This window comes from Brachyspira hampsonii, from assembly GCF_001746205.1.
Lineage (GTDB): Bacteria > Spirochaetota > Brachyspiria > Brachyspirales > Brachyspiraceae > Brachyspira > Brachyspira hampsonii_B.
The window spans coordinates 35,223-59,501 of record NZ_MDCO01000012.1 but is presented as its reverse complement, the minus strand read 5'-3'; the positions used below and the strand labels follow the sequence as shown (position 1 = coordinate 59,501).

Annotated in this window: 16 protein-coding genes; 9 read left to right on the top strand and 7 right to left on the bottom strand. The window is 31.6% G+C overall.

Annotation, left to right across the window (positions count from 1 at the left end):
* Positions 1-13: 13 nt before the first annotated feature.
* From hsdR to ssnA, 5 genes are all read right to left on the bottom strand, one after another.
* Entirely contained in the window at positions 14-2,347 is a 2,334-nt protein-coding gene (gene hsdR, locus BFL38_RS09250; RefSeq protein ID WP_069726793.1) for an EcoAI/FtnUII family type I restriction enzme subunit R, read from the bottom strand.
* 221 nt (positions 2,348-2,568) lie between these two features.
* Entirely contained in the window at positions 2,569-3,396 is an 828-nt protein-coding gene (gene yqeB / locus BFL38_RS09245) for a selenium-dependent molybdenum cofactor biosynthesis protein YqeB (RefSeq protein WP_069726792.1), read from the bottom strand.
* Between the two features lie 6 nt (positions 3,397-3,402).
* Positions 3,403-5,976 carry a selenium-dependent xanthine dehydrogenase gene (xdh, locus tag BFL38_RS09240; protein ID WP_069726791.1) on the bottom strand — a complete coding sequence of 858 codons (2,574 nt, stop codon included), beginning with the start codon at positions 5,974-5,976 and terminating at the stop codon, positions 3,403-3,405.
* A gap of 101 nt (positions 5,977-6,077) precedes the next feature.
* The gene (gene ygfK / locus BFL38_RS09235; RefSeq protein ID WP_069726790.1) at positions 6,078-9,047 is read right to left on the bottom strand and encodes a putative selenate reductase subunit YgfK; all 2,970 of its coding nucleotides are present in this window, start codon (positions 9,045-9,047) and stop codon (positions 6,078-6,080) included.
* 97 nt (positions 9,048-9,144) lie between these two features.
* Entirely contained in the window at positions 9,145-10,476 is a 1,332-nt protein-coding gene (gene ssnA / locus BFL38_RS09230; protein ID WP_069726789.1) for a putative aminohydrolase SsnA, read from the bottom strand.
* A 189-nt stretch (positions 10,477-10,665) separates the two neighbouring features.
* On the opposite strand from ssnA, the gene BFL38_RS09225 reads away from it, so the two are divergent.
* From BFL38_RS09225 to BFL38_RS09185, 9 genes are all read left to right on the top strand, one after another.
* A complete protein-coding gene (locus BFL38_RS09225) occupies positions 10,666-11,319 on the top strand; it encodes a helix-turn-helix transcriptional regulator (RefSeq protein ID WP_069726788.1) in 654 nt (217 codons plus the stop codon).
* Positions 11,312-12,505, top strand: a complete 1,194-nt coding sequence (dpaL, locus tag BFL38_RS09220) for a diaminopropionate ammonia-lyase (RefSeq protein WP_069726787.1) — start codon at positions 11,312-11,314, stop codon at positions 12,503-12,505. The genes BFL38_RS09225 and dpaL overlap by 8 nt, the downstream gene beginning before the upstream one ends.
* 60 nt (positions 12,506-12,565) lie before the next feature.
* Positions 12,566-13,900, top strand: a complete 1,335-nt coding sequence (locus BFL38_RS09215; protein WP_069726786.1) for a YgeY family selenium metabolism-linked hydrolase — start codon at positions 12,566-12,568, stop codon at positions 13,898-13,900.
* 44 nt (positions 13,901-13,944) lie between these two features.
* A complete protein-coding gene (ygeW, locus tag BFL38_RS09210) occupies positions 13,945-15,135 on the top strand; it encodes a knotted carbamoyltransferase YgeW (protein ID WP_008727855.1) in 1,191 nt (396 codons plus the stop codon).
* Between the two features lie 127 nt (positions 15,136-15,262).
* Positions 15,263-16,204: a carbamate kinase gene (arcC, locus tag BFL38_RS09205; RefSeq protein WP_008724962.1), complete on the top strand. Its 942-nt coding sequence runs from the start codon at positions 15,263-15,265 to the stop codon at positions 16,202-16,204.
* Between the two features lie 161 nt (positions 16,205-16,365).
* Positions 16,366-18,501, top strand: a complete 2,136-nt coding sequence (locus BFL38_RS09200; RefSeq protein ID WP_069726785.1) for a xanthine dehydrogenase family protein molybdopterin-binding subunit — start codon at positions 16,366-16,368, stop codon at positions 18,499-18,501.
* The gene (locus BFL38_RS09195; protein ID WP_069726784.1) at positions 18,501-18,989 is read left to right on the top strand and encodes a (2Fe-2S)-binding protein; all 489 of its coding nucleotides are present in this window, start codon (positions 18,501-18,503) and stop codon (positions 18,987-18,989) included. Before BFL38_RS09200 ends, BFL38_RS09195 begins: the two co-directional genes overlap by 1 nt.
* Positions 18,980-19,822, top strand: a complete 843-nt coding sequence (locus tag BFL38_RS09190) for an FAD binding domain-containing protein (RefSeq protein WP_069726783.1) — start codon at positions 18,980-18,982, stop codon at positions 19,820-19,822. The genes BFL38_RS09195 and BFL38_RS09190 overlap by 10 nt, the downstream gene beginning before the upstream one ends.
* A 27-nt stretch (positions 19,823-19,849) precedes the next feature.
* Positions 19,850-21,232 carry a uracil-xanthine permease family protein gene (locus tag BFL38_RS09185; protein WP_069726782.1) on the top strand — a complete coding sequence of 461 codons (1,383 nt, stop codon included), beginning with the start codon at positions 19,850-19,852 and terminating at the stop codon, positions 21,230-21,232.
* Between the two features lie 67 nt (positions 21,233-21,299).
* Here the strand turns inward: BFL38_RS09185 and yqeC are convergent, their stop codons facing one another.
* Positions 21,300-22,478 carry a selenium cofactor biosynthesis protein YqeC gene (gene yqeC, locus BFL38_RS09180; RefSeq protein WP_069726781.1) on the bottom strand — a complete coding sequence of 393 codons (1,179 nt, stop codon included), beginning with the start codon at positions 22,476-22,478 and terminating at the stop codon, positions 21,300-21,302.
* Between the two features lie 2 nt (positions 22,479-22,480).
* A complete protein-coding gene (locus BFL38_RS09175) occupies positions 22,481-24,238 on the bottom strand; it encodes a TrkH family potassium uptake protein (protein WP_069726780.1) in 1,758 nt (585 codons plus the stop codon).
* Between the last annotated feature and the right edge of the window lie 41 nt (positions 24,239-24,279).

The window sequence follows — 24,279 nt, the reverse complement described above, 5'->3', positions numbered from 1 at the left end:
CTCCGTATTTTATTTATGCTTTATAAATTTCTTTTTGCAAACTTTTAACAGCATTATTATAATTTTCTTTTCCTCCAAATAAATTAAATATCTTAGAAGCAGAACCAAATTTACTAAAAGGACTATTTAATAATATACTTTTATCAGTAATATCATTTATACTATTATCCATATATTTTTCAAGTAAAGCATCTATCACTTCTCTTGCAGCCCCCTCATACCTATTTAAATAACCTCTTTTTTTAACATTGTTAATCCTTTCACTCTTTGTAAGAGGCTTTTTATCATAGGCAAGATGACATATCAAATCAAAATCATCAATATTTTCATCAATATGTTCATACTCTCTTAATGCTTCTAAAAATACTCCTCTTTTTGATAACTCTTCCAAAATGACAGACTTTCTTTTATCGCTGTTCCAATCATTGATAAAGCTATCAAGTGTAGCATATTCTCCAAGTATATTTTTTTTAGTATAATCGGTTAAACTTTCTGTTATAAGTTTACCCTCACTATTAAAATACTGCACCCTCTCGCTCAATACTTCAACTTCTACACCATTTACTACTATTTTTACTTTCTTTTGTTTTTCTTCTTTTTCATTATCATCATCAATTAATATTACTCCATCATCATTATTAATATTTTCATCAACATTTTCTTCTTTTTTCAAGTATTCATCATGAACGCTCAAAGCCTCGCCGTCAAAATCAGGATCTGAAAATAATCTGCTTGCATTCTTAAAATCCATAATAGTAAAATATTTCTTGCCATAATCTTCTTTTATACGAGTTCCTCTTCCTATAATCTGTTTAAACTCTGTCATAGAATCTATATTATTAATCAACACTATAAGTTTGCAAGTCTTACAGTCTACCCCAGTAGTTAAAAGTTTTGAAGTAGTAACTATAGTAGGATATAAACTATCAACTTCTATAAAAGAATCAAGCTGTTTTTTTCCTTCGATTTCATCGCCTGTAATACGCATTATATACCTGCTGTCTTCTGCTATAAGATTATTTTTATTATATTTTTGACAGTATTCATTATGCTCATTTATTAAAGCTTTTCTCATACGCTCTGCATGTTCTATATCTTCACAGAATACTATAGTTTTAGCAAATCTGTCATTTTTTTCTATATATTCTATTATTATTTTAGCTATTTCAATATCTCTTTCCTTAATTACAATATTTCTATCAAAATCTTTTACATTATACTCTCTGTTTTCTATTTCATTTCCGTCAGCATCTTTCTGCCCTTCATAAGGACGCCAGCCTTCTAAATCTGTATTAAGCCCTACCCTTATAACTTTAAATGGTGCAAGAAATCCGTCATCTATTCCTTGTTTCAAACTATAAGTATAAATAGGCTCTCCAAAATAAGAAATACTTGAAACATCTTTAGTTTCTTTTGGAGTGGCAGTAAGACCTATTTGAACGGCACTAGAAAAATATTCTAAAATCCTTCTCCATAAAGAATCATCTTTGGCAGAACCTCTATGACACTCATCAACTATAATCAAATTAAAAAAATCTTTACTAAACTCTTTAAAAATTTCTTTATCTTCATTTGTTATCAGCTGCTGATATAATGATAGATAAACTTCATAAGAACTATCCATTTTTTTGTTTTCTATTTTAGTCATTACCTTTTTAAATGGTTTAAAATCCTGTCTCATAGTTTGATCTATTAATATATTTCTATCTGCCAAAAATAATATTTTCTTTGCCAAATTAGCCTCTCTAAATCTATGAATTATTTGAAAAGCGGTATAAGTTTTTCCTGTACCAGTTGCCATTACAAGGAGAATTCTTTTCTTTCCTTCGGCTGCTGCTTTAATAGTTCTATTAATTGCTATTCTTTGATAATATCTAGGATTATTTGCTCCCTGCCTATAATAATAAGGTGTTGTAATTATTCTTTCTTTTTCAGAATCTATATTGGCATCTTCTTTATATCTATTCCATAATTCTTCAGGTTTAGGAAAATCATATATAGAGATTTCTCTTTCTCTGCCTGTAAGCATATCATGTTCTAAAAATCCGTACCCATTTGAACTATATGCAAAAGGCAAATCAAGTATTTCAGCATAATCAATAGCCTGCTGAATACCATGTCCTATACTATATTTATCGCTTTTAGCTTCAATTATAGCTAAAGGTATATTCGATTTATAAGATAATAAATAATCTGCTCTTTTAGGTTTATCTCTTATAACATCTTTCTTTTTTAATATGAAACGCCCGTCAGTAAATGCGTATTCATAATTTATTTGATTATCTTTCCATCCTGATTTTTTTATTGCAGGAGTGATTAATTTTTGCTTTATATCTTCTTCTGTCATTTTATAAACTCGTAAAATATATTATGTATTTAGTATATACTATTATATATTTATTTTAAATATTTATATATTTTATATTTGACTAGTTTCATAATTAACATTATATTTTTATATTTGACTTACACTGATAATTAAAAATGCATTATTTGAGATTAAATATATAAATTCATATTTGTTTAAATAAACAATATTTTGGAATAATATAATTGAGGAAAGATTAATTACATATTATATAAATACATCATAGCAGTAAGCACAGCACCGCCCAAATTTCTAGCCTTATCAGAAATAGTAAAGCAATTATTATATTCAGATTTTCTAGGATCAATATCTGCTATTTTTAATCCCTTATGCACTTTAAAACCATCTCTTATAATGCCTCTCAAAAGTCCGTCAAAAGCAGCAAGCACTTCTATTTTTTCATTGTTATTTTTTATGTATGCTATAACTTCTTTTTCTTTAACAAAATCACCTATATTTTTTATGTTTTCAATAATACCATCAGCACTTGCATGTATTACCCTTTCAGCTTCTTTACCGCCTATATTGCCCGGTATTCCTGTATTAGCTATTGCCTCGCCTTTGGTATACATTCTTCCAAGATTATGACCGCGCATGGTCTCTATAACAACATCGCAGTCCCTACCAGCAGTAAATCCTGGACCTAATGCTATTGTATACTTTGCCATAGATTTATTAGTGCCTAAATTCTTTTTGGCTATTATAGCATCAATTAAAAATGTAGGTTTTACATGATTTAATATTTCACAATTAGGATCAATAAGAATAGGTATCTTACTATAATTTTTATCTGTAACTATATTAAGAACTTCTTCATAGCTTTTCACTAATATGCCTTTAATATCTTCAACTATACTTTCACCTTCATAAACAGCTTCAGATAAGGCAACCTTTCTTCTAATTGAAGAGGGGTATTGTGTTTCTAATAATATAATCTTAAAATGAGCCTTATATAAAGAATACACAATACCTGTAGCTAAATCTCCAGCTCCTCTTATAATTACAAGTTCATCATTAAATAAACTCATAATAAATTATTTTGAATAAGGAGTATTTTTAAGCGGAAGTTCTGTCTGGAACTCACCATTAAATTTGTAATATGCTAAAGCAACAGCAGGAGCAGTAGGTATGCTGGAAATCTCACCTATACCAGTGGCTCCATAACCATAAGGCACACCAGGTTTTTCTATAATAATAGATTCAACATCCGGTGTTTTATCAGCTCTGAATAATCCTAAAGTACCAAATTTAACTTTAGGAACGCAATTTTCAAGCGGGAATTTTTCTGTAAGAGCATAACCTAAAGACATAACAACACCGCCTTCTATCTGACCTTCCAAAGCTATAGGGTTAATAGCTTTTCCTATATCATGAGCTGCAACAATCTTTTGTATAGTACCATCATCATTAAGCAGGCAAACCTGAGTAGCATAACTATAAGCAACATGAGAAACAGGGTGAGGTTTATCAACCCCCATTTTATCAGTTATAGTAAGCCATTCGCCGTAATATTCTTTGCCTTCCAAATCTTTTAAAGTTTTTCCTGTTTCCATTTCTTTTTTAAGTTCTTCACATGCTCTCTTACAAGCCTCTCCTGTTATAAGAGTTTGTCTTGAACCTGAAGTAGTACCAGAATCCGGAGAAGTTGCTGTATTAGGCTGATGAACTATTATCTCATCATCATTCAAATCAAGAGTCTCTCCTGCTATCTGATAAAGTACAGTAGCAATACCCTGTCCTATACAAGAAGCAGCAGAATATACATGTACTTTTCCATCTTCAACAACTAAACGAACCCTTCCTGTATCTGGAAGTCCCACACCTACACCAGAATTTTTCAAAGCACAGGCTATACCAACATTTTTATTATTATAGTATATATCTTTAACAGCTTCTAATGTTTCAACAAGTCCTGTAGCATCATCAGCTATTTGATAGTTAGGTAAAACCTGACCCGGACGAATAGCATTTCTATATCTTATCTCCCAAGGATCTAATCCGCACATTTCAGCAAGCAAGTTTATATTCATTTCTGTAGCAAAACAAGACTGAGGCACTCCGAATCCTCTGAAAGGTCCTGTAGGAGGATTATTAGTATAGAAAGATTTACCGTCTATATCTATAACCTGATAATTATAAGGGCCAGCAGCATGAGTACAAGCTCTTTGAAGTACAGGACCAGATAAAGAAGCATAGGCACCTGCATCAGTAATTAAAGTAGCTTTCATAGCTGTAAGTATTCCATTTTCATCACAGGCAGTTGTCATATCTATACTCATAGGGTGGCGTTTAGGATGCCAATTAATACTTTCCTGTCTTGTAAGTTTAAACTTAACAGGTCTTTTTGTTCTGTATGCCATTATTGCAGCATAATGCTGAACACTCATATCCTCCTTACCGCCAAAACCGCCGCCTACATATTTATTTTCTACTACAACCTTGTCAGGCTCTATACCCAAAGCCATAGAAACTTCTCTCTTGGTATCATATACACTTTGATCGCTTGAATATATAAAAATTCCGTCTTCATTGAAAGGCATAGCAATAGCAACTTCAGCTTCCATAAAAGCATGCTCTGTCCAAGGAAGTTCATAATGCCTTGTAACTTTATATTTTGATTTTGCTATTACCTCATCAGCATTTCCTTTAACTAATCTTTCATGAGTAAGTAAATTGCTTTCTCTCTCTTCATGAACTAAAGGAGCATCTGCTTTCATAGCTTCTTCTGGATTTCTTACCAAAGGAAGTTCTTCATATTCTACTTTTACTAAATCCCTAGCCTTTTTAGCAGTGCCTTCATCTTCTGCAACAATCAAAGCTAGTCCGTCAGCTATAAATCTTGTAATCTCACCCTCACCTATAAGCACATCCCAATCATGGAAAATATGACCTATTTTTTTAGCACCCGGTAAATCTTTAGCAGTAATAACATCAACTACACCTTTTAATGCTTTTGCTTCGCTTATATCTATTTTTAATATTTTGGCTCTAGGATATTTAGTTCTAACAGCAACACCATAAAGCATGCCTTCTATTTCAACATCGTCGCAGTATTCACCTGTACCTAAAGCCTTTTCCTTAGCATCTACTCTGGCAATATTTCTGTCGCCTAATTTTACCTTTCCTTTATAATCTTTAACATCAATATTTTCTCTTATCATCTTAGCTGCTAATTCTATAGCATCAATGATTTTTTTGTATCCTGTACATCTGCAAATATTATTTTTTATAGCAGCTACTATTTCAAGCCTAGTAGGATTATTATTTTTATCTATCAAGCCTTTAGCAGATATAACCATACCCGGTATACAGAATCCGCATTGAACAGCACCAGCAACTGCAAAAGCATAAGAATATACATCTTTTTCTCTTTGAGTAAATCCCTCTATAGTCTGAACACTTTTTCCTTGAAGTCTTCCTATAGTTTGTATACATGCTTTAGTTGGTTTTCCATCTATCAAAACGGTACAAGTTCCGCAAGCTCCTTCAGAACAGCCGTCTTTCACAGACTTACACTTGCAGTCATTTCTAAGAACATCCATTAATTTTCTGTCTGAGTCAAAACTCATTTCTTTGCCATTGATAATAATCTTGACATTCTCTCCCATATTAGATACCTCCTATTAATTTTTAATAAAAATAAACATAACAAGCGGAACAATATATATTCCATACTTGCTATGCTATATAATAATTAATATAAAGTCAATTATTTTAATATTAAATATTTATAATTATTAAATACACTGTCTACTATAGTGTAAACACCATTTTTATTTCCGCCAACTTTATAAGATTCTTCTTTTCCATCTATTCTAAGTTTAGCATTGCCTTCTTTATCTAGGAATAAGAAACCGTCATTTTTAGAATCTTTCATATCTGCCTCAGTAGCAAATAATGTAAACTTATCTTTATAAGGAGCTGAACTATAAGGACAGAATGTTTCACAGTTTCCGCATTCATTACACATATAATCAACATGTATAATCTGAGATATTTTAGCATGTCCGTCAACTTTAACTGATATATTTGCTCTGTTAGGACAAACTTCAGCACAGCTTTCGCATATATAATCGCAAGTTAAACATCTATTAGCTTCAGGTTCTTTTGATACTTCTTTCAAATTACCTTTTTTGCTGTAAGAAATCTCTTCAGTAGAAACAGAAGGCAAATCAGGAGCAACTGCTTTTCCTAATATAGCTTCAGAAAGAACTTTGGCATCTCTTATAGCTTCAACTATAGTAGCAGCCCCGTAAAGTCCGTCTCCAGCAATATAAACATTTTTGAGAGATGATTCATTGTTGGCATTGCATTTTGGTTTTCCTCTCTCATCAACTTCTATGCCGTTGGATTTATAAAACTCTGATTCAATCTGCTCACCTATAGAAGCTATAACTGTACTTGCAGGAACTTCTACTGTTTCATTAGTTTCAACAACATTTCTTCTTCCTTTTTCATCGTAATCTGATAATTCCATTTTCTTACATAAAAGTTTTCCGTTTTCAACTTTAACAGGTGCTAATAATTCCATAAACTCAACGCCGTCTTCTAAAGCCTCTTTAAGCTCTTCTTCTAAAGCAGGCATATATCTTTTAGTTCTTCTATAAACTAATCTAACATTTTTAACGCCTTTATTTTTCTTAGCAGCACGGGCAGCGTCCATAGCAGTATTACCGCCTCCTATAACTACTACATCTTCTCCTAAATTAACATTTCCGTTAGTTTTATTGAACTCTTCTAAGAATTTAAGAGCATTTATAGATTCTCCAGCTTCAAGTTTCAAAGGCATGTTTTTATGAGCACCTATACAAACAACAGTATAATCATAATTTTTAGCAAACTCTTTTATATCTTTTATCTCTTTTCCAAGTTCAAATTTTACGCCCATTTGCCTGCATAAACTCACATCATTTCCAATCTCTTCAGCACTTATTCTGAAATTTGGTATAATATTAGAAACAACTCCTCCAGCTTTTTCTCTCTTATCAAATACAGTAACTTCTACTCCAGCACGAGCTAAGAAAAATGCTGCAGAAAGTCCTGCAGGTCCAGCCCCTATAATACCAGCTTTTTTTCCTATAGGAGCAGCAGGTTTTAAAGCGGATATAACATTTTTATAACCAGCTCTGGCAGCATCTAATTTGCATGCTCTTATACTTACAGGCTCTTCATAGAATTGTCTAGTACAAGTATCCATACAAGTATGAGGACATAATATACCTGTAGCAAAAGGCATAGCATTTTTTTCTATAATTACTTTGAAAGATTCATCATATTTGCCTTCAGCATTAAGTCTTATATAAGTAGTGAGGTCTTGATTTATAGGGCAAGTTTCCATACAAGGTGCTGTATAGCAGTCTATCATAGGAACTTTTTTCTTAATTTTTCTGCTTGCAAGAGGTTTAATCGGTTTTGTATGATGTTTGTCTTTTTTGCTTGCTTCAACTATTTTTTCAGCTTTAGAAACATCCACTTTTGTAAATGGTTTATATTCTTTAAGATTTTTAGCTATTTGCTCAGTTCTTTGATAACCGCCTGTTTTTAATAAAGTAGTAGCAATAGTTACAGGCCAAATTCCTGCATCTATAACATCATTAATATTGAAATAATCACATCCTCCAGAGTATGATATTCTTAAATTTCCGTCAAAATCTTTACTCAATCTTGAAGCAACTGTCATAGAAAGAGGGAATAATGATTTGCCAGACATATACATCTCTTCAGAAGGAAGCTCTTTCTGCTTAACATCTACAGGGAATGTATTAGTGATTTTTACTCCAAATAAAAGAGAATTATCAGAAGCTAATTTTTGAAGTCTTTGAAGCATTGGAACTGCATCGCTGTACTGTAAATCATCTTTAAAGTGAAAATCGGTAAATGATATATAGTCATAACCCATATCATCTAATGTTTTTCTTGCATAATCATAGCCTAAAAGTGTAGGATTGCATTTAACAAAGGTATTTAATTTTTTTTCTGTGATTAAATAAGAAGCAATTTTTTCTATTTCAGTAGGAGGACATCCATGAAGAGTAGATAAAGTAACGGAATTACATACATCAGAATTAATTTTATCAATATCTTCCTTTTTGAAGTTTTTGAATCTGTCAATATTATCATTAAGCCACTTTATACATTCTTTGAATATAGGAGTATTAGAAGCATCTTTTAAGCCTTCAATAAACTTATCTATCTTTTCTAGTTTAATGCCTTCATAATCATATCCTACAGACATATTAAACTGAAAGCCGTCCATATCGCCTAAGTCCCATTCTTTAGATATAACTTTTAAAACCACCCAAGCCTTAACATACTCATCAAAAGCCTGAGGTACATAAAGCTCTGTTGACCATTCGCAGTTATAGCATTCATCATTAGCAGCTATACAAGGCTTAGCAACGCATTTGCTTAATTCTTCACCGTCCATTTTCTGTACTGTTTTAAGCTCAAAAAATCTGCTTCCTGTATAGTATGCAGCTATTATATTCTGTGCTAACTGAGTATGAGGTCCTGCTGCAGGTCCTATTGGTGTTTCTAATTTTCTTCCAAAAATTTCATAATATTTAGATTTATCAGCTTTAAAGGCTCTTGAAATACCAAATACTTTACCTGTCTTTTTCTCTTCCAAAACCCAATTCATAAGATTTCCAAATGGAATGGGTGTCATTACATCGCTCATTATATAATTCCTCCAATTAATTTTACTGTTTATCAAAACATTAAAGAATTCTATATAAAATTAATTATATAGAACTCACAAATGTTAATTTATTATTTTATTTATTAATCTGTTTCCAAAGTTTATCAGATTCTTCTCTTATTTTAGCATAAGCAGCTTCTTCATCTATTTTTGTAAGTTTTCTGTCTCTCATTAATACCTCTCCGTTACAAATAGTAGTATTAACATGTCCACCGTTCATACCGAATAATATATGTCCGTTGATATTTTTATCGCTTAATTCTGTATAATTTTTATAGTCCATTATAATGACATCAGCAGCAGCTCCTTCTTTAAGCACACCAAGCGGAGTTTCAAAATAACGGTTAGCTATTTTAGCATTATTTTCAAAAAGCATTTGAGGTATTTCTCCCCAAGCAGCATTAGGATTGCAAAGACTATGTTTATGAAGTACATTAGCTACTTTGTATGATTCTGTCATATCATGAGTATATCCGTCAGTACCCAAACCTGTTAATATACCCTTTTTCATTAATTCCATAGTAGGAGGACAGCCGCATGCATTACCCATATTGGATTCTGGGTTATGAGAAGTCATAGTATCAGTATCCTTTATTAAATCCATTTCATGAGGATTAATATATATACAGTGAACAAGTATAGTTTTTGGACCTAAAACTTTGAAATCATGAAGTCTGTCAACTATTCTTTTTCCATGATCTTTAAGACAAGCATGTAAATCTTCTATACCTTCTGCAACATGTATATGACATCCTATGCCTTCAGGTAAATCTTTCATACATGCTTCCATAGTTTTGTCAGAAATAGTAAAAGAAGCATGCATACCCATCATACCTTTAATCATATCAGTTTTATCAGACATAGCATGTTTAATAAAGTCAAGATTTTCTTTAACAGAAGCCTTAGATTTAGCCTCTCCATCCCTATCAGAAACCTCATAGCATAGACAAGAACGAACGCCCATAGTTTTGGCAGCTTCTTCTATAGCAAATAAAGAACCTTCAATATGTCCGAAACTTGCATGATGGTCAAATACTGTAGTAACACCGTTTTTAATAGATTCTATATAAGTAGCCATAGCACTTTGTTTTGTTTGTTCCAAAGTAAGATTTCTGTCTATAGTCCACCACATTCCGTCTAATATTTCTAAAAAGCCTTTAGGATTATAGCCATTTATACTAAAGCCCCTAGCCATAGCAGAGTAAATATGTTCATGCACATTTATAAATGCCGGCATAATAACACCGCCTTTGGCATCTATATATTCAGCATCTTTATATTTAGCTTTCAAATCCGAAGTTTTTCCCACTTCTTTTATTAATTTTCCATCGCAAAGAACAGCCCCATCTTCTATAAATGCTTTGGCTGAATCTCTTGTAATTAATTTTCCCCCGCCTATTAACAGCATAAATGCCTCCTAAAATTATATTCTAGTAATTTTTATATACATTTTAATAGGATATTAAAAAAAGTCTATTTGTCAACGAATTTTCAAAAAAAATTTAGATTTTTTCTTGAAAATCTAAAAAAAAATTAGTATACTATAATCATATTAAATGGTTATATAATTAGCCATTAAGGAATATTTTTGTATTTTATGGAATCTAATATAATACTCGAAACTCTAATAAATGTAGCACATGGTATAGCAAGACAATTCGGTAATAATTGCGAAGTATGTATTCATGAATTAAAGGAAGATGATTTAGATCATACAATTATTTTTATCATTAATGGAGGCATTACAGGCAGACAAGTAGGAGAAGGAGCCTCAAATGTTGTAATCAATACTATAGAAAAGCTTAAAAAAGGAGAACCTATAGTAGATCATTTATCATATCTTACAAAAGCATCAAATGGAAAAATATTAAAGTCTTCAACAGTTTTTATAAAAGATATGAACGGTAAATACAGATATATACTATCTATAAACTTTGATATAACTAATTTAATGCCTTTTAAAAGCGATTTAGAAAGTCTTTTGAACACAGAAGATAAATCAAAATTGGAAGAAATACCCAACAGTGCTCAGGAACTTATGGAAAAACTTATAATAAAAAGTGAAGAGCTAATAGGAAAACCTGCTTCTATAATGAATAAAAATGAGAAAATAAAGGCTATAAAATTTTTAAATGATTCAGGAGTATTTTTAATAACAAAATCAGGAGATAAAGTATCAAATCATTTTGGAATAAGTAAATTCACTCTATATAATTATATAGATTCAAAAAAGGAGGATATAAATGAGTGAACTTAAATGGGCTGAAAATAAGATGCCTAAAACAGAAGATAAAAATTTACCAATAATGTCTATTGAGGAGGTAAAAAAAGCAAAAGCATTTCATCAAAGTTTCCCTCAATATACACAAACACCATTAGCTGATTTAAAAGAAATGGCTCAATATTTAGGTTTAGGAACTGTAAAAGTAAAAGACGAGTCATACAGATTTGGTCTTAATGCTTTCAAAGTATTAGGCGGTTCTTATTCTATGGCTAGATATATAGCTCAGAAAATGGGAAAAGATGTAAGCGAATTTCCTTATGATGTATTAACTTCAAAAAAATTAAAAGATGAATTCGGTCAGGCTACATTCTTCTCAGCTACAGACGGCAACCATGGAAGAGGTGTTGCTTGGGCTGCTAATAAATTAGGACAAAAATCAGTAATTTTTATGCCTAAAGGTTCAACAGAAACTAGATTAAAAAATATTCAGGCTGAAGGCGCCACTGCTACAATAGAAGAATACAACTATGATGAATGCGTTAGAAAGGCTGCTGCAGAAGCTGCTAAAGTACCTAATGGTGTAGTTGTACAGGATACTGCTTGGGAAGGTTATGAAGAAATACCAGCTTGGATTATGCAAGGTTACGGTACTATGGCATTAGAAGCTGATGAACAATTTGGAGAAAGACCTACACATGTGTTTGTACAGGCTGGAGTTGGTTCTTTGGCTGGTGCTATGGTTGGATATTTCTCTAACAAATATAAAGATAATCCTCCTATAATGGTTATAGTTGAAGCTGAAGCTGCTGCTTGTTTATATAAGGGTGCTGAAGCTGGAGACGGTAAAATAAGAATAGTAGAAGGTGATTTAGATACTATAATGGCTGGACTTGCATGCGGTGAGCCTAATATCACTTCTTGGGATATACTTAAAAATCATGCTGACTGCTTTATAGCTGCTAAAGACATAATTGCTGCAAGAGGTATGAGAATGCTTGCAGCTCCGTTAAAAGGAGATCCTCAAGTTGTATCTGGTGAATCTGGTGCTGCTCCTTTCGGTGCTTTGGCTACTATTATGCTTAAAGATGAATATGCTGAATTGAGAAAAAAATTAAAACTTGATTCTAATTCTAAAGTATTATTATTCAGCACTGAAGGAGATACTGATCCTATAAGATGGAAAAATATAGTTTGGGAAGCTAAAGAAAGGTAATAAAGTTTAATTAGAATAATAAAGAAATTAAAAATCATAAATTTTTTAGGAGAATAAAAAATGAGTGCTATTTCAAAAGAACAATTTGAACAAATAAAAGCAAAAGCAGAAAGCTATAAAGCTGATATGACTAAATTCTTAAGAGATTTAATTAGAATTCCTAGTGAATCTTGCGAAGAAAAAGGCGTAATAGAAAGAATAGCTGAAGAGATGAAAAAAGTAGGATTCGACAAAGTAGATATAGATCCTATGGGCAATGTTTTAGGTTATATGGGAAGCGGTAAAACTTTGATAGGTATAGATGCTCATATAGATACAGTTGGTGTAGGAAATAAAGATAACTGGAATTTCGATCCTTATGAAGGTTATGAAAATGATGTAGAAATCGGAGGAAGAGGAACTTCTGATCAAGAAGGCGGTATAGTTTCTGGTGTTTATGGTGCTAAAATAATGAAAGATTTAGGTCTTTTAAATGACAAATATCAAGTTGTTGTTGTTGGTACTGTACAGGAAGAAGACTGCGACGGATTATGCTGGGAATATATATGCAAAAAAAGTAATATCAAACCTGAATTTGTAATTTCTACTGAACCTACTGACGGCGGTATCTACAGAGGTCAAAGAGGAAGAATGGAAATAAGAGTTGATGTTAAAGGTATTTCCTGCCATGGTTCTGCTCCAGAAAGAGGAGATAACGCTATTTACAAAATGGCTGATATACTTCAAGACATCAGAAGCCTTAACGAAAATGATGCTAAAGATTCTACAGAAATCAAAGGCTTAGTAAAAATGTTAGAAGAAAAATACAATCCTCAATATAAAGAAGCTAACTTCTTAGGAAGAGGTACTGTAACAGTTTCTCAAATATTCTACACTTCACCAAGCAGATGTGCTGTTGCTGACTCTTGTTCTATTTCTTTAGACAGAAGAATGACTGCAGGCGAAACTTGGGAAAGCTGCTTAGAAGAAATAAGAAATCTTCCTAATGTAAAAAAATACGGTGCTGAAGTATCTATGTATAACTATGACAGACCATCTTGGACAGGTTTAGTTTATCCAATAGAATGCTACTTCCCTACTTGGGTAATTCCAGAAGATCATGCTGTAACTAAAGCTTTAGAAGAAGCATACAAAGGCTTATATGGTACAGAAGAGAGATTAGGACCTACTCCTGAAATAGAAAAAGAAAGAAAAGCTCGTCCTCTTACTGACAAATGGACTTTCTCTACTAACGGAGTATCTATTATGGGAAGAAACGGAATACCTTGTATAGGTTTCGGACCTGGTGCTGAAGCTCAGGCTCATGCTCCTAATGAAAAAACTTGGAAACAAGATTTAGTAAACTGTGCTGCTTTATATGCTGCTGTACCTACTATTTACTGTGAAAATAAATAATACAAAATTATATAAAAATTAATAAATAAAAAAGGATTTTAATTATGGGTATACAAAAATACATTTCAAAATTAGACAGCCTTGAATTCGGCAAAATGTATCAAAATGATTTCTTCTTAACTTGGGACAAAACTTTTGATGAATTACAAGCAGTTTGGACTGTTGCTGATGCTTTAAGATTCTTAAGAGAAACTAATACTTCTACTAAAGTATTTGATTCTGGTTTAGGTATTTCTTTATTCAGAGATAATTCTACTAGAACTCGCTTCTCTTTTGCTTCTGCTTGTAACCTTTTAGGTTTAGAAGTTCAGGACTTAGATGAAGGTAAAAGCCAAATAGCTCATGGTGAAACAGTTAGAGAAACTGCTAACATGGTATCTTTTATGGCTGATGTTATAGGTATCAGAGATGATATGTACATTGGTAAAGGTCATGAATACATGAAAGAAGTTTCTGCTTCTGTAAGACAAGGATACAATGACGGAATATTAGAACAAATTCCTACTTTGGTAAACTTACAATGCGACAGAGACCATCCAACACAAATGATGGCTGACTCACTTCACTTCATTCATGAATTAGGCGGATTAGAAAACCTTAAAGGTAAAAAAGTTGCTATGACTTGGGCTTATTCTCCTTCTTACGGCAAACCTCTTTCTGTACCTCAAGGTGCTGCTGGTTTATTCACTAGATTAGGTATGGATGTTGCTTTAGCTTATCCAAAAGGTTATGAACTTATGCCTGAAGTTGAAGCTATTGCTAAGAAAAATGCTGAAGCTGCTGGTGTTAAATTGACTATCACTAACAATATGGACGAAGCATTTGAAGATGCTGATGTTGTTTATCCTAAATCTTGGGCTCCTTTTGCTGCTATGCAGGAAAGAACTGAGCTTTATGGTAAAGGAGACACTGACGGTATTAAAGCTCTTGAAAAAAGATTATTAGAACAAAATGCTAATTATAAAGATTGGTGCTGTACTGAAGAAAAAATGAAAAAAACTAAAGACGGAAAAGCATTATACTTACACTGCTTACCTGCTGATATTAATGATGTTAGCTGTAAAGATGGAGAAGTTGCTGCTTCTGTATTTGACAGATATAGAGTTCCTCTTTACAAACAAGCTAGCTACAAACCTTATGTTATAGCTGCTATGATCTTCTTATCTAAATTTAAAGACCCTCAGGCTATATTAAGCAAATTAGCTTCTGATAAAAAACCAAGAATATTTGGATAATATAAGTAATAAAGATGGTAAGCATCTATAATATATATAGTGCTTACCATTTTATATCTATTATATTGTGAAAAAAAGCACTTTTTACAATATAAAAAGAATTTAATTTTTGATTTAGGATATAAAAATGGAAAATAAAAAAAGAATTGTTATTGCTTTGGGCGGTAATGCATTAGGTGATACACTCGCTGAGCAAATGGAAGCCGTAAAAATAACTGCAAAAAATATAGTGGATTTGGTAGAAAATGGCTGCGAAGTTATAGTAGCACATGGAAACGGACCTCAAGTCGGATTCATTAACAATGCTATGAATGAATATACTGCACATCATAAAACAGGTAATGATATACCTCTTTCTGTTTGTGTTGCTATGAGTCAGGCTTATATTGGATATGATTTACAAAATGCTATTATGGAGGAATTCTCTAACAGAAAAATAACAGTTCCGCCTATAGCTACATTAATTACCCAAGTTGTAGTTGATGAAAATGATCCTGCTTTCAAAAATCCTACTAAACCTATAGGTCAGTTTATGACTAAAGAAGAGGGAGAGGAAAAAGCCAAAGAATTAGGCTGGGTAGTTAAAGAAGATGCTGGAAGAGGATACAGAAGAGTTGTTGCTTCTCCTAAACCTGTTGCTATAGCAGAAAGTACTGCTATAAAAGCTATGCTTAATGAAAAAGCATTAGTTATATGCTGCGGAGGCGGCGGAATACCTGTGATAAGAATAGGTAATCACTTAAAAGGTATGGCTGCTGTTATAGATAAAGACTTTGCTGCTTCTGTACTTGCTAAAGAACTTCATGCTGATATGCTTATAATATTAACTGCTGTAGAAAAAGTTGCTGTTAATTTTGGTAAGCCGGATGTTAAATGGCTTGATTCTATGACTTTAGAAGAGGCTAAAAAACATTGCGATGATGGTCAGTTTGCTCCTGGCTCTATGCTTCCTAAAGTACAGGCTTGTATGCAGTTTGTAGAAGCCACTGGAAAAGAAGCTATGATAACATTACTTGAAAAAGCTAAAGATGCTATCAATGGAAAAACAGGTACTAGAGTTATAAAATAATTTTTGGTATATAAATAAACTAGATATTTATATTAAATTAAAATATATAAATTATCTAGTTTATTTATGCTTGTAAATGTTTATAATATCTTGATTTTTATTATTAATATATTATAAATATTCTCAATATTTTAATTAAATAATAAGCTGAGGGATATTTTATGGAAACTCTAATTAAAGAATTGAAAAATTCTGTATCAAGAGTAGATGCTTTTGATAAGATAACAGGAAGAACTAAATATTTAAATGACATTGATTTTGGAAATGAAGTCCTGCATGCAAAGATTGTTTATTCTACAAAGGCAAGGGCTAAGATATTAAAAATAAATATTCCTGAACTTCCTGAAGGTTATTCTGTAATAGATTATAGAGATGTTCCGGGTAAAAATGCTGCTGCCATGATTATATCTGATTGGCGTCCTTTTGCTGATGATAATGTTAGATACATTGGAGAGACAATACTCCTTATTGTAGGTCCTGACAAAAATGTAGTATATGATATAGCAGAAAAAGTTACAATAGAATATCAAGATTTAGAGCCTGTATTGAATATAGATGATTCTAAGAAATTATTAGGCGGTCCCATATACGGAGATGATAATATCTTTGTTTCATTTAAAGCGGGATATGGAAATGTTGATGAAGCATTTAAAAAAGCTAAAACTATAATAGAGGAAACTTATTATACCCCATATCAGGAACATTTATATATGGAGGTAAATGGAACTGTAGGTGTTTGGGAAAATAACGGGGTAACTTTATATTCTTCTACGCAATGTCCCTACTATGTGCAAAAAGCGGTTGCTCCTGTTCTTGGTGTAGAAGAATCAAAGGTAAGAGTAATATCCCCTACTATAGGCGGAGGATTCGGAGGAAAAGAACATTATCCTGACATACTATCTGCTGCTGTTGCAGTTGCCGTACATAAACTCAAAAAAACAGTTAAACTTATATTAGACAGACAATTTGATATGGCTTATAGTGTAAAAAGACAGCCTGCTCAAATCACAACTAAAATTGCTCTTGATGAAAACAATAATATTACTGCACTTGATATAATTTCGGATATGGACGCTGGTGCTTATGAGTCAAGTTCCAGAGTTATTATGCAAAGATGTACTTATACTGCTGCTAATGTATATCATTTCCCTAATGTAAGAGTTTTGGGAAGATTGTACTGCACTAATAATGTACCTAGCTGTGCTTTCAGAGGATTCGGCGGACCTCAGGCTATATTTGCTATAGAAAGAACTATGGATAATATAGCAAAAAAAATAGGCATTGATCCTATAGAACTTAAAAGAAAATACTTTGTAAAACAAAATGATCCTACAATAACAGGCGGTATATTCCATGATAATATAATACTTCCTAAAATGCTTGATTTAGCCTTAAAAGAATCTGATTATGAAGAAAAAAGAAAAAAATATAAAGATGATATGTACAGAGGAATAGGAATATCATGCTTTCTGCATGGATGTGCTTTTACAGGAAGCGGTGAAAGAGACATAATTAAAGCCAAATTAAAGTTAAAGAAAAAAGGAAATAAAGTAACAATACTAACATCAAATACAGAAATAGGTCAGGGACTTCATACCACATTTAGAAAAATAGCCGCTTATAATTTGCAAATACCATTGGAAAATATAGATATATCTGTGTATGATACTAATATAATACCAAATACAGGTCCTACAGTGGCTTCTCGTTCTGTTATGATAGTCGGATATTTAATACAGGAAGCATGTAAAAAATTAAAAGACAGATGGAATGAATCTGAAGAAATAGAAATAATAGAAGACTATAAACACCCATCACATTTAGTTGATTGGGATACCTCTGCTTTAAGAGGAGATGCCTACCCTACTTATGGGCTCGGAATAAATGTTGTTGAAGTTGAAATTGATAAAGTTACATTAGAAGTAAAAATAGTAGGTGTTTGGGCGGTATTTGACTGCGGATATGCTATAGATGAAAAAATAGTTGAAGGTCAAATAAAAGGCGGTGTTGCTCAGGCACTTGGATGGGGGGCTTTAGAAAACATAGTAAATAAAGACGGAAAATTCTTACAGGTAAAAATGTCTGATTATATGATACCAACTTCTTTGGATTTACCTGAAATAAAGTCATATATTATTAATGAACCTTACCAATATGGTCCTTCTGGTGCTAAGGGAGTAGGAGAAATTACTTTTGACGGAGCGGCAAGTGCTTATGCATCTGCTATGGAAAATGCTCTGAATTATCATTTTACAAAAATACCTATTCTCCCTGAAAACATAGCGGAGGTGATATAATGTCTATAAAATTTAAAGTAAACGGAAATGAAATTAATACAGAATTAGAGCCTTTAACTAGGCTAATAGATTTTATAAGAGATGAATTAAAACTTACAGGTACTAAAGAAGGCTGCGGCGAAGGAGAATGCGGAGCTTGTGCTGTAGTTATGAATGGAAAAGTTGTCAATTCATGTTTAATACCTATAATTTTATGCGAAGGAAAAGAAATTATAACTATAGAACAATACGCAGAAACAGAAAAAGGAAAAATAGTAACAAAAGCTTTTATGGAAGAAGGTGCCGTACAATGCGGTTTTTGTACTCCGGGTATGGTTATGTCTTCTGAAGCTATTTTAAATGATACTAAAGGAAAACCTACAGAATACCAAGTAAGAAAAGGATTATCAGGAAATCTATGCAGATGCACTGGATATGATCATATAGTAAGTGCTGTATTGAGAGCTTCTGATATAGCTTTTAAGGAGGGTAAAAATTTATGGCAGTAACTTTAAAAGCTAAAAATATTAATGAAGCATTAGATTTCAGAGCAGAAAATGATTCTGTGATTTTTGCAGGCGGTACTGATTTAATGGTAGAGCATTTAAGAGGAAGCAGTTTAATAGCTAAATTTAATAAACCTATATTATTTATAAATGATATAGATGAATTAAAAGGCATAAAAGAAGATGAAAATAACATTATCATAGGAGCATTAACTACATTCGATGAAATTATTAGATCTAATCTAACTCCTCAGGTATTAAAAGAAAGTGCCTTAGGAATAGCAGGTCCTCCTATTAGAAATATTGCCACTATAGGAGGAAATATATGCAATGCCTCCCCTTCTGCAGACAGCTTACCTTCTTTATATGCTATGGATGCAGTTTTGGTATTAAAAAGCAAAAATTCTCAAAGAGAAGTAAAAATAAAAGATTTTATTACCGGAGTAAGCAAAACAATATTAAAGAATGATGAAATACTTACTCATATCATAATACCAAAGAAAGATTATAAGTATTCCTTTTATCGAAAAATAGGAACTAGAAAAGCTAATGCATTATCTAAACTTGCCGTATGTGCATTAGTTTGCAAAGAAAATGATAAGTATCGATTTAAAATAAGTTTTTGTACATTAGGTGTTACGATTACAAGAGATGAAAGTATAGAGGAAAAATATATTGTCTCAGATATAAAAGAATGGAAGAACAATATTAAATCTATACAGGAAGCATATTCTTCAATTATGAATCCTAGAAACAGTGCTAGGTCAACTGCTTTGTATAGAAAGAAATGTGCTTTAAATTTAATTGAATATTTTTTAGATGATATAAATCTATAAAATATAATAAAAAAATTGGAGTTAATTATGAGTACAAATGAAAAAACTCAAAGTGCTTTGTTTGAATACGAAGCCGTTCCAAAGATGTCGCAGGCTTTTCCGCTAGCTATTCAGCATGTAGTTGCTATGATTGTAGGCTGTGTAACTCCTGCTCTTATAGTCTCTTCTGCTGCCGGACTTAAAAGCGGAAGCCCAGAACAAATACTCTTAGTTCAATCATCTTTGGTATTTGCTGCTATCTCTACAATAATAATGGTTTTCCCTATACCTATTACCAAAAATTATCATATAGGTGCCAGACTTCCTATGATTATTGGTGTTAGTTTTGCTTATGTATCTACTATGCAGTCTATAGCAAGAGGTCCTGAAGGTACAGGTCTTGGAGTAAGAGGTTTAGCTATTATATTTGGTGCTCAGGTAGTAGGAGGTATAGTTGCCATTATATTCGGACTTGCTGTTGAAAAAATAAGAAAATTATTCCCTCCTCTAATTGCCGGTACTGTTGTATTTACTGTTGGGCTTTCTTTATATCCTACTGCTGTTAGATATATGGCTGGAGGAAGTACATTATACAGTATAAATGGAGAAGTTGTTCCTTTTGGTTCTTGGCAGTATTGGGCTGTTGCAGGAATAACACTTATCGCCGTTATTTTCTTCAATCAATTTACTAAAGGGTTCTTGAAACTAGCTTCTATACTTATGGGATTAATAATAGGATATATAGCTGCATTTTTCTTTGGAATGATTAATTTTACTAGCGTAGTTAATGCAGGTATCTTCCAAGCTCCTAAATTACTTCCTTTTGGTATAGAGTTTGATCCTTCTGCTGCAATAGCTATAGCTCTTTTATTTGCTGTAAACTCAGTTCAGGCTATAGGAGACTTCTCTGCTACTACTTCAGGAGGTATGGGAAGAATGCCTACTGATAAAGAATTAAAATGCGGTATCACTGCTTATGGACTTACTAACATATTATCTTCTATGTTTGGATGCTTACCTACTGCTACTTACAGTCAGAATGTTGGTATAGTTGCTACTACTAAAGTTATTAATAGAATAGTATTTTTAATCGCTGCCGTTATAATATTAATTGCAGGATTATTCCCTAAATTCTCAGCCTTACTTACTACAATACCTTCTTGTGTATTAGGAGGTGCTACTATAATGGTATTTGCTTCTATAGCTATGACAGGTATTAAATTAGTATTCACTGAAAATATGGGTCCTAGAAACACATTAATAGTAGGACTTGCTGTTGCTTTAGGTATGGGTACTGTTCAAGTTGGAGGTGCTTTAGATACTTTCCCTGCTTGGGCTAAAACTGTATTTGGAAGCAGCCCTGTTGTTATAGCTACTTGTGTTGCTATTATACTTAATGTTGTTCTTCCTAAAGAAGAAGCTAAAAAATAATTAAAAATATTTTATATAATAAAAGCATAAGTTATTTATTATGACTTATGCTTTTTCTTATATTAATTTAAAATAAATCTTCTCTGGTATCTATATCTTTCAATTTATTTTTATCTATAGTATAAAAGAAACAATCCTCAATATTTTTTTTTATAATTTTCAATGCTCCGCTGTCATACTCTAAGTTTAAAATATCATTAATATATTTTGATGAGAATACTCCCGGGTTTGAAAAATTATCTCCTGTAAACATAGCACCTATATTCTTATGACTGTAATAAAAATATTTAAGCATATTAAAAATATCATAATCTTCTAAAAAAGGCATGTCGCATACAAAAAAAACAAATGAATCAGCTTTGAGTTTTAAAGCCTCATTAATGCCGAGTTTTATAGAAGAGCTTATTCCTTCATCGTGATTATTATTATATACAGAAATATAATCTTTATTTTCAAATTTTTTATTTATTATATCATCGTATATACTTACAACTATTACAGAAGTTTCTATATTTTTTAGCTTTTCATCTTCTTTAAATAATTTTCTTACATCTGATATTTTGTTAATAGTGTTTTCAAATAATGTTTTATTATTAAGAGATTTGAAGTTATGAATTAACTTATTACCGCTGAAACGCTCGCTTTTACCAGATGCTAATATAATGAAAGCTGTTTTTCTATATGTAATACTATTATTTTTTGTAAAATCATTTAAATATAGTTCTATATTACTGCATTTAAGTTTATTAACATAATATTTATCTGCAATATATTTAATAGTTTCTAAATCCACTATCTTTTCACTGTCTATTTCACTGCATAAATTATATCTGAAACAAACCTCTTTAAACTTTCTTTTCAAACTATGAAGCCCCATAACCACAACTATTTTATATATTTTTTCGTATAAAAAAGCTGGTATGACAGGCTCTTCATCATTAGGTATTTTTATTGGATAATACTTTGACCCATCAGCCTCTATCAAAATAATATCTGCATATTTAATTGCATTCTCTAATTGTTCATCTCCTGCATACATTAATTTTTTCTCATCATACTCTTTTCCTAATACAATAATATTATCATTATCAAAAGAATGAGCATCAATAGTTTCAGTATATTTTTCAGGTTTAAAAATTTTTGCTGTAGTTGTGATTACTACCTTTTTATCTTTATAACTTTCTGATAATTTTTTTATATAAGAAGTTTTACCGCCGCCGCCGCATACAATAATAATTTTTGACATAATCAGCCTATAGTTACTTCTCCTGTAGGTAAATCTATTATACCATATTTACCTTTATTAATGGAGCCTATACTCATAAATAAAGTAAGATACCCTACTCTGCCTATAAACATAAGTATTATTAGTATTAATTTGCTCCATATTGTAACTGTTGGCGTTATACCTAAAGAAAGCCCTACCGTACTTATAGCCGATACCGCCTCAAAAAGTATAGGCATCATACTATTTGATTTTTCTATATAAAACATAATAAATGAAGCAAGTACAGAAATAGCTATCGCAAGAGTAACTATAGCAACAGATTTATTAACTGTATCATCTTTTATCTTTCTGCCATTAACTACAATATATGGTCTATTAAAAATTGCTGTGATTACTGAAAATATAAATACAAATAAAGTAGTAGTTTTTACTCCGCCGCCTGTACTGTTTGGAGAAGCACCTACAAACATCAAAAATATAACAACTCCTATAGTAACACTGCTCATAGAGTTATATGCAATAGTTTCAAATCCCGCTGTTCTTGGACTTACGCTTTGAAATAATGAAACTAATATTTTCTCTTTCAAAGGAAGATCTTTGAGTGAATTTGAATATTCATTGAAAAATATAAAGGCACTTCCTAATATTATCAAAATAACACTTGTATATATAACTATTCTAGCCTGAACATCAAATACATATCTTTGTCCTTTTACCTTATTTACTATAGCCCTAGTAATAGTAAGCATAACAGGATATCCTATACCGCCTAGAGTAATAAGAAGCATAATAGTAACATTAACTACAACATTTGCAGAATATTGATGAAGATTATCAGTATAAAGCGAGAACCCTGCATTACAAAATGCACTTATAGAGTGAAATAATGAGGAAAATATACGCATTCCTAATCTGTCATTAGTATCCATAACAGTAAACAAAGAAACAGCACCTAATAATTCTATAAAAAAAGTAGATAAAAAAATCACCTTTATAGTGGATATTATAATATCTTTATTCTGAGTATTAAACATCTCTAAAGTTCTTACCCTATCCTGCACACTGCCTTTACTCACAGAAAATAAAAGCACTATTGCCGATATAGACATAATACCAAGTCCGCCTATTTGAATAAGAGTTATTAAAACAATCTGTCCGAATAAAGTAAACTCTTTTGAAATATCTATAACACTAAGCCCTGTAACACATACTGCACTTGTCGCTGTAAATAAAGCATCTACGAATGATAATTTACCTGTTACTGTACTTAAAGGTAAATACAAAAGCAAACTTCCTAATGTTATAACAAATACAAATGAAGCTATAATCATCTGATATAATGTAAACTTAGAATATGAAAGTCTAAGCCAATTTATAACTATAATTAAAAAGAAAAGTATAGAACCTGCTATAGTCCATATTATTCTGCTGGAATATACATCATAATATTTTCTGCTGAAAAAATTAAGAAGCAAAAGTCCTAAAAGCTGTATAATAGGAACTACTATATAAAGCTTTCTCGGTGCTATCCTTATTTGATCTGCAAGTATAAATACAAAACATATTGTAATAATATTAATAATTTTATCATAATTATATATATAAAAATTATAAATACTAATCTGTCTTACCTGCATTAAAAGCACAAATATTGCAAATATTGAACCTGCGATTGCTATTAAATTTGAAATTCTCCTTAAAAACTCATCTATCGCCTGAATGATAGTTTTATTAGGATTAGTCTGATTATTAATCTTATTACTAAAAATATTTTTCATATCTAATCTTTACTCTTATTGTATAATTATACTATTTTAAT